This is a genomic window from Fibrobacter succinogenes subsp. succinogenes S85 (assembly GCF_000146505.1).
In the GTDB taxonomy this organism is placed as follows: Bacteria; Fibrobacterota; Fibrobacteria; order Fibrobacterales; family Fibrobacteraceae; genus Fibrobacter; species Fibrobacter succinogenes.
The window spans coordinates 211131-225361 of sequence record NC_017448.1 but is presented as its reverse complement, the minus strand read 5'-3'; the positions used below and the strand labels follow the sequence as shown (position 1 = coordinate 225361).

General features: G+C 47.7%; 14 protein-coding genes. 6 read left to right on the top strand and 8 right to left on the bottom strand.

What is annotated here, in order from left to right:
- Positions 1-361: 361 nt before the first annotated feature.
- From FSU_RS00950 to FSU_RS00940, 3 genes are all read left to right on the top strand, one after another.
- Positions 362-1645 (top strand): putative DNA modification/repair radical SAM protein, encoded by a 1284-nt coding sequence (locus FSU_RS00950; protein ID WP_014545042.1) that lies wholly within the window; start codon positions 362-364, stop codon positions 1643-1645.
- Between the two features lie 41 nt (positions 1646-1686).
- Complete coding sequence (locus FSU_RS00945) at positions 1687-2547, top strand: TIGR03915 family putative DNA repair protein (protein WP_014545041.1); 861 nt, start codon at positions 1687-1689, stop codon at positions 2545-2547.
- 133 nt (positions 2548-2680) lie between these two features.
- Complete coding sequence (locus FSU_RS00940) at positions 2681-4318, top strand: cellulase family glycosylhydrolase (RefSeq protein ID WP_015732460.1); 1638 nt, start codon at positions 2681-2683, stop codon at positions 4316-4318.
- Between the two features lie 99 nt (positions 4319-4417).
- Here the strand turns inward: FSU_RS00940 and FSU_RS00935 are convergent, their stop codons facing one another.
- A complete protein-coding gene (locus FSU_RS00935) occupies positions 4418-5041 on the bottom strand; it encodes a formate/nitrite transporter family protein (protein ID WP_014545039.1) in 624 nt (207 codons plus the stop codon).
- Between the two features lie 31 nt (positions 5042-5072).
- Positions 5073-6062, bottom strand: coding sequence for a hypothetical protein (locus FSU_RS00930; RefSeq protein ID WP_015732459.1), 990 nt, complete (start codon positions 6060-6062; stop codon positions 5073-5075).
- A gap of 360 nt (positions 6063-6422) precedes the next feature.
- On the opposite strand from FSU_RS00930, the gene grpE reads away from it, so the two are divergent.
- Both grpE and FSU_RS00920 read left to right on the top strand, forming a co-directional pair.
- Positions 6423-7124 (top strand): nucleotide exchange factor GrpE, encoded by a 702-nt coding sequence (gene grpE / locus FSU_RS00925; protein WP_014545037.1) that lies wholly within the window; start codon positions 6423-6425, stop codon positions 7122-7124.
- A gap of 169 nt (positions 7125-7293) precedes the next feature.
- A complete protein-coding gene (locus tag FSU_RS00920; protein ID WP_014545036.1) occupies positions 7294-9387 on the top strand; it encodes a family 43 glycosylhydrolase in 2094 nt (697 codons plus the stop codon).
- A gap of 94 nt (positions 9388-9481) precedes the next feature.
- On the opposite strand, the gene FSU_RS00915 is transcribed toward FSU_RS00920, so the two are convergent.
- From FSU_RS00915 to FSU_RS00890, 6 genes are all read right to left on the bottom strand, one after another.
- Complete coding sequence (locus FSU_RS00915; RefSeq protein ID WP_014545035.1) at positions 9482-9892, bottom strand: putative toxin-antitoxin system toxin component, PIN family; 411 nt, start codon at positions 9890-9892, stop codon at positions 9482-9484.
- Positions 9889-10221, bottom strand: a complete 333-nt coding sequence (locus tag FSU_RS00910; RefSeq protein ID WP_014545034.1) for a type II toxin-antitoxin system RelB/DinJ family antitoxin — start codon at positions 10219-10221, stop codon at positions 9889-9891. The genes FSU_RS00915 and FSU_RS00910 overlap by 4 nt, the downstream gene beginning before the upstream one ends.
- A gap of 252 nt (positions 10222-10473) precedes the next feature.
- A complete protein-coding gene (locus FSU_RS00905) occupies positions 10474-10707 on the bottom strand; it encodes a DUF2442 domain-containing protein (protein WP_014545033.1) in 234 nt (77 codons plus the stop codon).
- On the bottom strand, positions 10707-11024 hold the full coding sequence (locus FSU_RS00900; RefSeq protein WP_015732458.1) for a type II toxin-antitoxin system RelE/ParE family toxin: 318 nt from the start codon (positions 11022-11024) through the stop codon (positions 10707-10709). The genes FSU_RS00905 and FSU_RS00900 overlap by 1 nt, the downstream gene beginning before the upstream one ends.
- A complete protein-coding gene (locus FSU_RS00895; protein ID WP_014545032.1) occupies positions 11017-11274 on the bottom strand; it encodes a type II toxin-antitoxin system Phd/YefM family antitoxin in 258 nt (85 codons plus the stop codon). Before FSU_RS00895 ends, FSU_RS00900 begins: the two co-directional genes overlap by 8 nt.
- Positions 11275-11320: 46 nt before the next feature.
- Positions 11321-11917 carry a hypothetical protein gene (locus tag FSU_RS00890; protein WP_014545031.1) on the bottom strand — a complete coding sequence of 199 codons (597 nt, stop codon included), beginning with the start codon at positions 11915-11917 and terminating at the stop codon, positions 11321-11323.
- A 401-nt stretch (positions 11918-12318) separates the two neighbouring features.
- Between FSU_RS00890 and dnaK the strand changes: the two genes are divergently transcribed.
- A complete protein-coding gene (gene dnaK / locus FSU_RS00885) occupies positions 12319-14220 on the top strand; it encodes a molecular chaperone DnaK (protein WP_014545030.1) in 1902 nt (633 codons plus the stop codon).
- The last annotated feature ends 11 nt before the right edge of the window (positions 14221-14231 follow it).

Genomic DNA, 14231 nt, shown 5'->3' with positions numbered 1-14231 from the left:
GAATAGTCTTGTCAAAAACTGAAACCCAACCGACCTTTTTGTGGGTCGAGGCTGCTTGCTTGAAGGCGAGCTCGAAGTCAACAAGTTCCATTCTTTTCATCGGGGGCAATTATAGTAAAAAGATGGGTTAATGACAATCCATATTTCAGAAAAATTTTTACGCTGTTTTAGACACTTTGTTTAGAAAATCAAGTGTTTTCACTAATTGTAAAAACTGACACGAAAAGGCTAGCAAAACTAAAATCAACAACCATTTTTTTTCAAAATTTTAGAAATAGTTTGCTTTTTTGTGCAGTAAATATTATATTTAGTGAACAAAAAGGCAAGTAAACAAGTGTGTCGTTAAAAACGATGGGCAAAAATGGATTTACGCGATAAACTGAACATTCTAGGCGATGCCGCCAAGTACGATGTTTCGTGCTCGTCGAGCGGTTCCAAGCGCAATTCGCCGAAAGGCGGGATGGGGTGCGGGCATAGCTCAGGCATTTGCCATACGTGGAGCGCCGATGGACGCTGCATTTCGCTTTTAAAAGTGCTGTTCAGTAACGCCTGCAAGTACGATTGCGCCTATTGCGTGAACCGACGCAGTAACGACATCCCGCGAGCGACTTTTACGCCCAAAGAACTCATCAACCTTACGTTGGAATTTTACCGCCGTAATTACATTGAAGGGCTTTTCTTGAGCTCTGCAGTGATTGGCACGCCTGATTACACGATGGAACTGTTAATTAAAGTGGCTAAGGAATTGCGTTTGGTACACCATTTTGGCGGTTACATCCATTTAAAGGCGATTCCTGGCGCAAGTTCTAGGCTTTTGTTCGAGGCAGGGCTTTATGCCGACCGCAGCAGCGTGAATATCGAAATCCCTTCGGACAAGCAGTTGCAATACCTTGCTCCCGAAAAGAATTTTGCATCCATTTACCGCCCGATGAATTTCTTGGCGGAACGCAAGCTTGAATACAAAACGGACAAGTCCAAATATTCTCCGAAGTTCTTGCCGGCAGGGCAGAGCACACAGATGATTGTCGGAGCGTCGGGGGAGACCGACTTCCAAATTTTGACGCTTTCGGCAGGCTTTTACAAGCAACAGCAAATGAAGCGTGTTTATTTTTCGGGGTATGTACCCATAAATGCGGACAAACGCTTGCCAGTAATTACAACCAAGCCACCGCTTTTACGCGAACACCGGCTTTATCAGGCCGACTGGCTCATGCGCTTTTACAAGTTCGAGTACAACGAGATTCTTGACGAGAAGAATCCATTCCTAGACCCGGATTTAGATCCGAAAGTGATGTGGGCGCTTCGCCATCCGGAATGCTTCCCGGTCGATTTGCAAACTGCCGATTATGAGATGATTTTGCGCGTGCCCGGCATTGGCGTGAGGTCAGCACAGCTCATTGTCAGTGGAAGGCGTTATTCTAAAATCAGGCTCGAGCATTTAAAGAAGATGGGGGTGGTGCTTAAGCGCGCGAAATACTTCATCTACGATAGCGACGTGCCGCGAGAACTACACAAACTTTATCCCGAGATGATTCGTCCCTTGCTCATAGCAGGCAAACCCAAGAACGATCAACTCGATCTATTTGACACCATGCCCGCCGCACTGCCACAGCCAAAAGCCGCACAACTTTCAGCCAACTCCTAAGTTCAACCGTCTACTTCCTACTGTCTACTTCCTACTAAATCATGTCTCTCGCGATTCATTACGATTCTACTTTCGACGGCTTCTTGAGTGCCGTTTTCGAGATTTACCGCCAACATCTCAATGTTTCTTGCTTTGTCGCCGAACGCACGTACGAAGCGGAACGTGAAGCGGCAACCGACCTTTTCGCGCTGCCCTTCCATGTCGAAACCTCCGAAGACTCAGCCAACCGCCTCAAGCGAGCCATTACCAATGCGGCAAGTAAAGACGTCTTGAATTTGCTCGAAACGTGTTTCCGTTCCGAAGACGCGAACATTGAGATGAACATTCTTGCGTACCTGCGCAAGCTTTTTGCGGGGCTAGACCCGAATTACGGTCGCAATCCGTCAAGTCTCGAAATGATTCCGCTCATTACCATTGCGCGTTCCGTGCGTCGCGAAATGGACAACATGTATGGAATGGTGCGTTTCAACAAAGCACCCGATGGCATGTATATCGCCGAAATCGAACCGAAGTACGACATTCTCGAAATGATTGTCGGGCATTTCCGGTGCCGTTTCCCCAACGGCACATGGGCGATTATCGATGTCAAGCGAGGCTTTGGCGTCTATTACGAGAATTACCGAACACATTTTGTAACGGTTCCCGACCCGAATTACATTTCAGCGCACGCCCCTCCAGATGAATTCACACGCATGTGGAAGTCTTACTACGACACGATGGCGATCAAGGAGCGGCTCAACCCGCGCCTTCTTCGACGTTGCTTGCCTGTACGCTACTGGAAACATCTTCCTGAACGTTCGTTATCGAACTACTCGGCGAAAAACATCGGAAATGTAGTGCCGCCACAACTTCCATCTGAAGTCGCCAAATCAAACGCGTCAGCATCCATAAGGCTCAAATAGCCGAGCTTACGCCTTGTGGCACATATTTTGCTTGAAAAGTCCATGGTTGAGCGCTGAATTTTTTATATATGCGAAAAAATTTTGGCTCTAAAAAAACATTTAGTTGTATATTTATAATGGATTAATTGACCTTATGGAGAAAATTAAAGACATGAACGGCTCATCTGTGAAACCGGGCTTTTTCGTTCAAGATTCTTTTCTGTATAGCAAGGACAACGAAAAGGTTGTTCTTCGTGGTGTAAACCACATGTTTATTTGGACGGATCGTGAAGGCAAGACCATTCCCGAAATTGCAAAGACTGGCGCAAACTGTGTAAGAATTGTTTGGAATACTCGAGGCCGCATCAGCGACCTCGACAACATTATTTCGCTTTGTATTGCCAACGGCATGATTCCTATCCCGGAAATTCATGACACGACCGGTAACTGGGACCGCCTGAGCGACGCCCTTGAATTTTGGCTTCGCGAAGAAACGCTCCAGATGATTTACAATCATCAGGAATATTTGATTTTGAACATCGGTAACGAACCGGGCGACAAGGCCCAGAGCGCCGATGAATTTTTCAATGCCTACAACATCATCGTTACAAAGCTCCGCGCCTCTGGCGTGCGTGTGCCGATCATGATCGACGCTGACGAATGGGGCCAGAACGAAAAGAATTTGTTGAACGTGGGCCCGAAGCTTTTGCAGGCAGACTCCGAACACAACTTGATTTTCTCTATTCACATGTGGTGGCCGACCGAACGCCACAATCCGGTGGCAACAGGCTACGAAACCGTCAAGGACCGCATCAAGGGTACGCTCGAAGAATCCCTCAAGCGTAAGATTCCGCTGATTGTTGGCGAATTTGCTCCGGTGGCTGCTGGCGGCGTCCGTGAAATCCCGTACAAGTTTATCATGTCGGAATGCGAACGCTTGAACATCGGCTGGCTCGCATGGAGCTGGGGTCCGGGTAACTTCGACAGTCCAGAAATGGATATGACGGTTCACGGCTCCTACAACACGCTTATTGGCTGGGGCAAGGAAGTCGCTGTCGATAGTCCTCTCGGCATCCAGAATACGAGCGTGATTCCAAACTTTATCCAGAATAAGGATTTCACAACCGGCTCTCAGGGAACTGGTGCGAATATCATTGAAAACGGTGAATTCAATGCCGAAGATCCGCTTTCTGGCTGGACGACTGACTTCTGGGGTGGAAAGGGCGATGTGACCGTCAAGGATGGCGTTGTGCATTTCGACATCAAGAAGGGCGGCAAGGATTCCTGGAATCTCCAGTTCAAGCAGCACTTTGCGCTCCACAAGGGCGTGACGTACATTTTTAGCATGCGCGCCAAGGCTGACAAGCCGCGTACGCTCAACGTGAACATCAAGAAGGACTGCGAAAGCTATACGCCGTATGCAAACGGCCGTATTCTCGACTTGAGCACGAGCTGGCAGAACTTCAGCTGGAAATTCACGATGAAGGAAGAAACCGACGTCGATGCCGTGCTCATTTTCGACATGGGCGGCGTGCCGATTTCCTGGAATCTCGCAGACGTTTCGCTCGTTCACGCCCGCAGCGTTGCCGACCGCTTGAACAGAACGTTCCAGCGCAACGTGCAAAAGAACTCCGGTTACTTCAATGCTCCGAATGGCCCGTGGGAACTGCACCTGTACTCCACAGATGGCAAGCTCCTCGAAATCCTTGACAAGGGCAAGGGTGGGGAAGGCATGCGTCAGTATCCGAAGATTGAACGCAGCGGTATCATGGTCATCAAAGACCTCGGATAAATGTTATTTGTCATTCCGGCCTCCATACCGGAATCGCCTATTTACGAAAAAAGCGCAATTCCTCGTGGACTGCGCTTTTTCTGTAGGAAGAATTTTTTCTTATGCTTTCGCGGACTTGGCGTTCAACTTTTGCATGAGCGGGATGAGCCCACCGCCAATGGAATTGCCGATCGTAATTGCAACAAGTGCCTTGAGCATTGTCATTGAAAAATCGCCCGCCAGCGAAAAATAGAACATGTCAGCAATGCAGTGCTCGAAACCACTCAAGATAAAGACCATCACCGGGAGGAACACGATAAGCACTTTCCCGACCTGGTTTTCTACGGTCTTGTAGCCGTCTGCCGCGATGAACATGAGCATCCCGCAGAAAATCCCGAGTACGAGCAAACTAGCAAATCCATCACCGTTCTTGATCACGCAAAGTGCGTTAGCTTTAGCTTGAAGTGCCGCGCCATAGCGGGTCGCAGCGATCAACTTTGCAAAAACGAAAGTCCCGATAAAATTACCGAGCCAGACAATTCCTAAAAACCCCCAATAATTAATCTTGTTATTGACAAAGTAACCAACTTTACCCGTAAAAAGATTAAACCCGAAATTTAAAATCGTAAAAAGGCCGAGCCCGAACAAGAACGAACCGAGAATCTTATTATCGCAAGAAAGATAAACCGTTCCGCCGAGCCCAATGCACAAACCGGAGTAAATAGACTTGATAAAATTAATCATGGCGCCAAATTTAGTAAAAAAGCGCCGATTATTACAAGTCCTCTATGTATATTCCTGTTTCCTCAATTTGGTCGCATATGGTCACTAAAGTTGCGGTAAAGACGGGGAGGGCATTCATATCCGTCTCTACCGTTACAGTTTCTGTAAAGTCTCTATCGTTACAGGTGATGATAGCACCAGTTGGGTCTTCCCTTTCTTCCTTATAGGCTTCTTCACAAAGTTCTGTAATTACAGATTGTGGAACACTTTCATCAAATTGCATCATTTCGGTAATATTTAAAATATCATTATGATGGCTTGCCGAAATATGGAGGATTATGGAGTCCGGCTTCACTATGGTAATGGCAAAGTCATTTTCTGTATCGACTTCAATTTTGCACGTCGCATCGTTTGGCTTTTGTTTGGTGCTTACAGGAATTTCAAATGATGAACTTGATAGGGGAGTGATGGAACTGGAGGAGAGTACGGTTGAGCTTGATGAGGGTGTTTTATACTTATCCATCAACATACAAAGCTCGTTTGCTGACTCAATAACGTCTTCTACAGTGTGACCATTCGCCGAATCCTTGTACTTCACAGAAATGGAGCGACCTTCGCAAACGACACTCGCATTCATTGTCTCAGAGCCAACCTTGCTTTCTTCGCACATTTGTGCAATTTCAGCATCAGGCACAGAAATATCATAAGTGGTCGTCAGGTCCATTTCAACGTCTGCACCGACAAGAGTCATTTTCATCGTTGTTCTTTCAGAATTTGCAATGGTATAATCCATAACGACAACATTGTCCGACTGTTTTTTCACGGTGCATTCGTTTTGCGTGAACGAATGAAGCGAGCCATTGTCCGAGCTAGACAAAACAATATCAGCAAATGAAGAGCTGACAACCGCAGAAGACGAACTGAATTCCTGAGACGTTACCGAATTTGGGTTGGTTGGCGCAACCGGAGATGCTTCATCAGAAAAGCAAGCTGTAAGGGCTAGGGCTGCTACCGCAGAAATCGGCAAAATCTTTTTAATCATAAAATTCCTTCTTGCGTTGTCTGGAGAGACAAATGTTGTTATAAAAATACAATTTTTTGTATATTCATCAACAAAATAAGTTTTTACGAAGGCGTTAATGCGCATACCAGTAATAAGACTTGTGTACCCAACACAAAAGCGATTCAACAAAGAAAAACGTCAAAAGACCGATAATTATCGCAATAGTTTAGTTTACATAATCCGCATTATCGGCAACACTAATTTAGAAAGGGGAGTCTTGTTTGTTTCACATTAAAACGATTTTTGACGTTTTTTGTTGGCATGGTATTTGCTATCTTTGTGTTGAAATTGTAAAACAGATGTCCGAACGGACAATTTTTAAAGGAATATTGATATATCATGGCTGAAAACTTAGACGAAAGACGAGAGACGAAAGACGAAAGTAATTCTTCTTCGGAACAGGCGAAATTTGAACAGGATGTGTTGAAAGCCGCCCAGGATGCAATGAATCTCGAAGCTGAAGCCCAAAAAGACGAAAGACAAGAGACGAAAGACGAGAGTGTTTCAAACGAAGAAGCCGCCGACAAGACCGCTGACGCTGAAGGCAAAAAAGCTGAAGAAAAAGCCGCCGAACAGCCCGCAGCACCTTCCGCCGAAGAAATTTTGAAACAGCAGCTCGCTGATGCTAACGACCGTTTTGTGCGTCTGATGGCCGAATTCGAAAACTTCCGCCGCCGTAATGCCAAGGAACAGCTTGAACTCATCGAAACCGCGAACGGCAAGCTCCTCGAAAAGCTCTCTGAAGTCCAGGACAATTTCGAACGTGCTTTCGCCAGCGAAAACAAGGCCAAGGATCTCGAAGCCTTCGAAAAAGGCATGCAGATGATTTACAACCAGTTCGCCAAGGTTCTCACGGACGCAGGACTTGAACAGATTGACCCGACCGGCAAGGAATTCGACCCGAACCTCCACGAAGCTCTGATGCAGCAGCCCTCCGAAACTATCCCGGAAGGTCATGTTGTCACCGTATTCCAGAAGGGTTACAAGCTCAAGAACAAAATCTTGAAGACCGCAAAGGTTATCGTTTCCTCCGGGAAATAACCCCCATATCCCCCGCCTTTATGCCCGCCACTCCCCCGTGAGCGGGCTTTTCTTATCTCCCCCCTTTTGATAAAATGACAATAGAGATTTACGCAAGCGATTAACCGCAAACATTTTCAGATATATCTTTGTTATTGGGTGTAGGAATTAACAAGGAATGGAGATCAAGATGTTTGGTAAAAACCTAATCGTTTCTTCCGTATTGGCCTTGGCTTGTACGGGTTTCGCTCAGAAAATTGTAATCACGACGAACTATACGGCGGACCCGGCGCCCTATGTCCATGGGGATACGGTTTACCTGTACACGACCCACGACGAGGACAATGCCGACGGGTTCATGATGTACGACTGGCTGTTGCACACATCCACGGATATGGTCAACTGGACCAGTCACGGTGCCGTGGCAAGCCTGGGAGACATCAAGTGGAGCTCAAAGACTAACGGGGCCTGGGCGGAACAGGTCATCGAGCGCGACGGCAAGTGGTTCATGTACGTCCCCATTCACGGCAATGGCATTTCCGTCTTGGTGGCGGACAGCCCTTATGGCCCTTTCAAGGAACCTTTGAACAAGGCGCTGGTCTGGCAGCGCGAGCACTGGAACGATATCGACCCTACCGTCTGGATTGACGACGACGGACAGGCCTACATGTACTGGGGCAACCCCGAATTGTACATGATCAAGTTGAACAAGGACATGATTAGTACTCAGGGCTCCATCGTCACCTACCCCAAAATCAAGGATTACCAGGAAGGCCCCTGGGTTTACAAGCATGGCAACAATTACTACATGACTTTCGCATCGACCTGCTGTGCGGAAGGTATCGGGTATGCCATGAGCGACAAGATTACTGGCCCCTGGACCTACAAGGGCGACATTATGCCGCATTCTTCGCGCAGTAACGGAAACCACCCGGGTATCATCGATTTCAAGGGGAAATCCTACGTTTTCGGCCTAAATTACGAACTTTGGCGTTACAAGTCCGAGAAGATGGGCCAGAAATTCCAACACAAGGAGCGTCGTTCTGTCGGCCTTTCCGAAATGAAGTACAACGCTGACGGCACTATTCAAAAAATTGATTATTGGCCGGACAATGGCGTGGCCCAGCTGGAAGATTTCGACCCGTACAAGCGCGTGGAAGCGGAAACCATGTCCTGGGGCGAAGACGTGAGGGTCCGTAAGAGCGGTACCGCCGGCAATACGGTCATCACCAATCTTTCCGAAGGAAAATACACCAAGATTAGTGGCGTGGAATTCGGCGATGCAGGCGCAGAAAGCTTCTCAGCATCCGTTCTGAACGTCAAGAAGGCGTCGAGCATCACCGTCCGTCTGGATAAGGTGAACGGCGAAATTGTTGGCAAGGCGGAATTCTCCGCAGACGGCCTCGTAACAGTTCCGCTCACAGGTGCCGTTGGCAAGCACGACGTGTTCTTCGTGTTCGCAGGCGACTTCGAAGCGGACTACTGGGAATTCGAGGATAGCAAGACCGCTATTCCGCAAAGCCCGTTCTGCAAGGAAAAACTCAAAGATGCAGAAGCCAAGTGTGATGTACCAGCCGTAGGTGCAAGCGTTGAAGGCCCCGCAAACTTCATTGACTTCGAAAACTATGACGTGGGCGGTGCCGGCAAGGCCTACTATGACATGGACACCGAAAACCAAGGCAAGGAATATCGCGAAGACCGCGTGGATATCGTGAAGAACGGCGACGGATTTGCCGTGGGCTACACGCAGAAGGGTGAATGGCTGGAATACACCGTGAACGTCGAAACTAGCGGAACCCTCCCCTTCGAACTTTCTTACGCAACAGGCATGGAAAGCGCAAGCGTACGATTCTTCATGGACAATGAACCCATCACCGATACACTCTCGCTTTCTGGAACCGATGACTTCGATACATACGCTACGTACAAAGGCAAAACAACCAAGGAACTCACCAAAGGCGAACACGTGCTCAAAGTCCTAATAACAAGCGATTACGTAAACCTCGACTGGATTGCCTTCGGTAAAGTTGAAGGCGATATTATGGACAAACGCAAAGGAACCACGAGCATAAAGCCGAAAATCGCCGCAGGAGCATTCGCTAAAATCGCCGGCGAATACAAAGTCTTTGACTTGATGGGCAACATGCTTGGCAAAGTCCGCCTGAACGCAGGGGCTTCGTTGATAGAAATCAAGAACGGACTCAAGACGGCCGGCTTTGGGCGCGGAGTCTACGTCGTCCGGAATCCTGCTGGAAAGCCCCTGAAATTGCAAGTCGGGGAATAAGCCCTACCTCCCCCACATTTAAAGTCCCCGACCTCACTCACGAGGCCGGGGATTTTTAGCGTCAAAGTTTAATGCAATTTCTGTGGCGAATTAACTACATGCACAGAATGTCCAACATCTGTCGCGGCGTGACGACAATCGGATTTGCAGGAAAATGCTTGACGTTCCCCGTTACAAGATGCGTTTCGGCGGTTTTGCCATGAGAAAGCGCAATGGAATAAAAGACAATGTCCTTGGGATCGGGCATGGCTTCTGCAACAGTTTCCAAAGCATTTTCCATAACACCCAAGGATTCTATCTGGGATATGGTTTCTGAAATCAACTCTGAAGAAAAACCGAATTTCGGCCTATTCAAAACATTGCGATACTCATTCAGAATTTCATCATTGTATACAGGAACAACAAATCCATTGAAAACTGCCTGCAATACGACTCCAGGAACAGAGTTCCATTTCAGCAAAGCGGAAACAATGACATTTGTGTCAATGACCGCATAAAACTTCATCGGCCGCTCCTGGCAGCATCAATTTCGGCATTGATTTCGTCTAGAGTCATATCGGCGGCCCCAGCTCTTTCTGCCTCGGCAGAAAGCTGGCGCATTACCATTGACATACGGCTCGCAACTGGACTTGCATTGTAGAAAACGCGCCTGTCAGCAGCATAAGCGGGAGCCTTTGTGGACGAAACCTCGAAGGGAATCCTCTTCTCGCGCACAACGGCACGAGCAAAGACATTTATCGCCGTGGTCATCGACATGCCAAACTCTTCACAAAGCTTATCAAAGTCTTTTTTCAGGTTGTCATCCATTCTGATGCTAAAGGTGGTTTGCGACATAAAAGTAACCTCTTTTCATAAAATATATATAAAAACACACCGATATGCAACCTAAATAATGAGCTCAGCGAATTAGAGTCAATGGAGAACGATTAATTGCTCATCGACATCCTTTCGTGCAAAGGACATTACGAAGATGTTTGACAATTAAAGGGGGATGCCTCCCCCTGGCTCGCACTTCGTTGCTCCCCACCCTCTCTCCTAAGGGCTCTGCCCCTAAGACCCCGAATGGCGCATCAAACAGGGTTCAGCTTACTGAAGACTCTTGATGAATTCCGGGGCGAAATCGACGCCGTTCGGCCATGTAATCGTGTGCACTTGCAGCGTAAAATCTTTAAAAAATTTGATATCTGCAAGTTGCTGCACGATGGGGCGATGATCCGACTTGATGACGCTTTTGAAATCAGCGACAAAACGGTATCCGTCGTTGAATTCGATGGATATTTTATAATCGCCAATATATTTCGCGTCAATCACGTGAAGCATTATTCGCCTATGCCCAATAGTTGAGTATAATTTCGCTTGGCGTAGAGTACGCGATGGATTTGGACCGTATCGCCCCTGACCACATAGAACATCAGATAGTTGTTGATAGGAATGACCCTGTAGCTGACGAGTTTCAGCAGCGAATCCTGATGGATGGGATAGGTGAACGGATGCACTTTCAACAGCCTGACCTGCTCAAGGAATTTTTCAAAGACGGAATTTGAAGCTGTTTTTAGAATGTTCGTAAAATAAATCTTAATCTCTGTCAGGTCCCTTTGTGCCGAAGGCGTGATGACGACTTCGTATTTTTTAGCCATTCATCAGGTCCTTCAGGAATTTTTCAGCATCGGCGCATTCCGCACCGCGCTCCACTTCGGAAATGGCCTCGGCAAGTTTCGAATAGAGTTCCAACTGTGCCATCTGCTTTTCGTAGCACTCGATGGACATCACAACCATGTCGCCCACGCCATTCTTGGTCAGATACATGGGTTCGTCATACTTGTGTACGGTTTCTGCGACGCTCGTAAAATTGTTGCGCAAGTCTGAAATCGGTCGGATATTCGGCAAGGAAGCCCCCTTTATTATGATAATATAATATCATAATTATGATATGTCAAGATTTATCGCGGTGTGTTCTGATACTACATATAGAAAAAATCTTTTTTTGCACTTTTTTTACTTCGTATAAACGTGAACATTCATAACCAAATAAAAAAGTGAAAACAATAGATGCCGGAATATTAAATGCGAGTATCACACAAGTTCCATGATACAAAGCGTCATAATCGGTAAAACCGAAAAATCCACCAAGTATAGATATTGCGGTTGGAATGGACATCCCTACAAAACACGATTGTGCTGCATAGGATTTCTTTTCTGATACATAATCTAGACACCATTCAGGATTTACAAAAGTTGAAATTACGACCATATACGTATAGAATGGCAACAAACACAATGCATAAACAATGTAATTATCCGTCCAAAAAGGGGATGATACACCAGCCATGAAAAGAAAGAATGGAATTAAAACACAAAGAATAACAATATTGCGCTTGGATGAGGGCATTTTGCAATCATCTTTAACAACGCTTTCTATATCGCATTCAATGTCATTATCGATATTTATATTGATTTTAATTCCCATATTTATAATATAAATTTTGACAATGTCAAAAAGTAACAGTTGATTGGAAATTTCTTCGGGCATGACAATTCGGGGTTTTTAAGGGGTGTCCCCTTAGGCGAGGGGGTGACGGAAGACTTGGCTATGGATTGCATCGTCACTACGTTCCTCGCAATGACGTGCTAGGCAAGGGGAGCCTGATTGCTTAGACATTGCCGGGGCTGCAATCAGGGGGATTCTTCCCCCTCCCCTATTCAAGACATCACTGGATCCTTCCTCCCAGCAGTCGTCTGGATGACGCTGTAGGGCGTTCTTTTTTGAAACAGCCCCTTTTTTGCCCTATTTTCGCCTTAAACTTGTTTCAGAACGAAACAAAAAGGGCGCTTTTCGGGGTTGGCACGGCTTTTGCTAATGTATCGGCGTAAAAAACTCCCCACTCAAACAAAAACACTGGGGATCAAGAATTTAAAATAGGAGATAAAATCATGGGTAAGATTATTGGTATTGACTTGGGTACGACAAACAGCTGCGTTGCCGTGATGGAAGGTGGCAAGCCGGTCGTCATCGCCAATGCAGAAGGTTTCCGCACCACGCCGTCTATTGTCGCTTTCGGCAAGAACGGTGAACGTCTTGTGGGCCACGTTGCAAAGCGCCAGGCAATCACGAACCCGGAAAAGACGATTTATTCTATCAAGCGTTTCATGGGCCGTACGGCTGGCGAATGCTCTGCTGCCGAAAAGAACATGCCGTACAAGCTCGTCGGCACGGGTTCTGATCCGGTCCGCGTGCAGATCGACGACAAGCAGTTTGCTCCTCCTGAGATTTCCGCTGCTGTTCTTCAGACCATGAAGAAGATTGCTGAAGATTACCTCGGCCAGTCCGTTTCTCAGGCTGTGATTACGGTCCCGGCTTACTTTAACGACTCTCAGCGTCAGGCAACAAAGGACGCAGGTAAGATTGCAGGCCTCGAAGTTCTCCGTATCGTGAACGAACCGACTGCTGCTGCTCTTGCTTACGGTCTTGACTCCAAGAAGAGCGAAAAGGTTGCTGTGTATGACCTCGGTGGTGGTACGTTCGATATTTCCATCCTCGAAATCGACGATGGTATGTTCAGCGTGAAGGCCACGAACGGTGATACGATGCTCGGCGGTGACAACTTCGACGAAGTCATCATCGACTGGATTAACGACGAATTCAAGAAGGAAAATCCTGGCATTGACCTGAAGAAGGACAAGATGGCACTCCAGCGTTTGAAGGATGCTGCTGAAAAGGCTAAGATTGACCTTTCTGCCACGACTTCTACGAACATCAACCTTCCGTTCATCACTGCTGATGCTTCTGGTCCGAAACACCTCGACCTCACCCTCAGCCGTGCAAAGTTTGACCAGCTCACCGCTCACCTCGTGGAACGTTCTATGGAACCGTGCCGCAAGGCTATCAAGGACTCCGGTCTTTCTTTGAGCGAAATTGACGAAGTGATTCTCGTCGGTGGTTCTACCCGTATTCCGGCCGTTCAGGAAGCTGTGAAGAAGTTCTTCGGCAAGGAACCGAACAAGACTGTGAACCCGGACGAAGTGGTGGCTATCGGTGCTGCCGTTCAGGGCGCTGTGCTTTCTGGCGACTCCGCTGTGAAGGACGTGCTCCTCCTCGACGTGACCCCGCTTTCTTTGGGTATCGAAACTCTCGGTGGCGTGATGACCAAGCTCATCGACCGTAACACCACGATTCCGACCAAGAAGAGCCAGGTGTTCTCCACTGCCGAAGACAACCAGCCGGCTGTGACGATTCACGTGCTCCAGGGCGAACGCGAATTTGCTCGCGACAACCGTACGCTCGGCAAGTTCGACTTGACCGACCTCCCGAAGAAGCCGCGTGGCGTTCCGCAGATCGAAGTGACCTTCGACATCGACGCCAACGGCATTGTGCATGTGTCTGCTAAGGATAAGGAAACCGGTAAGGAACAGTCCATCAAGATTACTTCTTCTAGCGGTTTGTCTGAAGACGAAATCAACAAGATGGTCAAGGATGCCGAAGCTAACGCAGCCAAGGATAAGGAACAGCGCGAACTCGTGGACATCAAGAACCAGGCCGAACAGATGGCATACCAGGCTGAAGGTCAGCTCAAGGAATTTGGCGACAAGCTCCCGGCTGATACCAAGAGCCAGCTCCAGGCTGCTATCGACGACATCAAGGCCAAGAAGGACAACGGCACCAAGGAAGAGATCAAGGCCGCTATGGACAAGCTCCAGGGCATGATCAGCTCCATGGCTCAGGCCGCCGGTGCAAACCAGGCTCAGCCGGGTCCGCAGCCGGGTGCTTCTGAACAGCCGAAGAACGACAAGAAGGGCGATGGTCCGGAAGTCGTCGACGCTGAAGTGGTTGACTAATTTCAACCTTC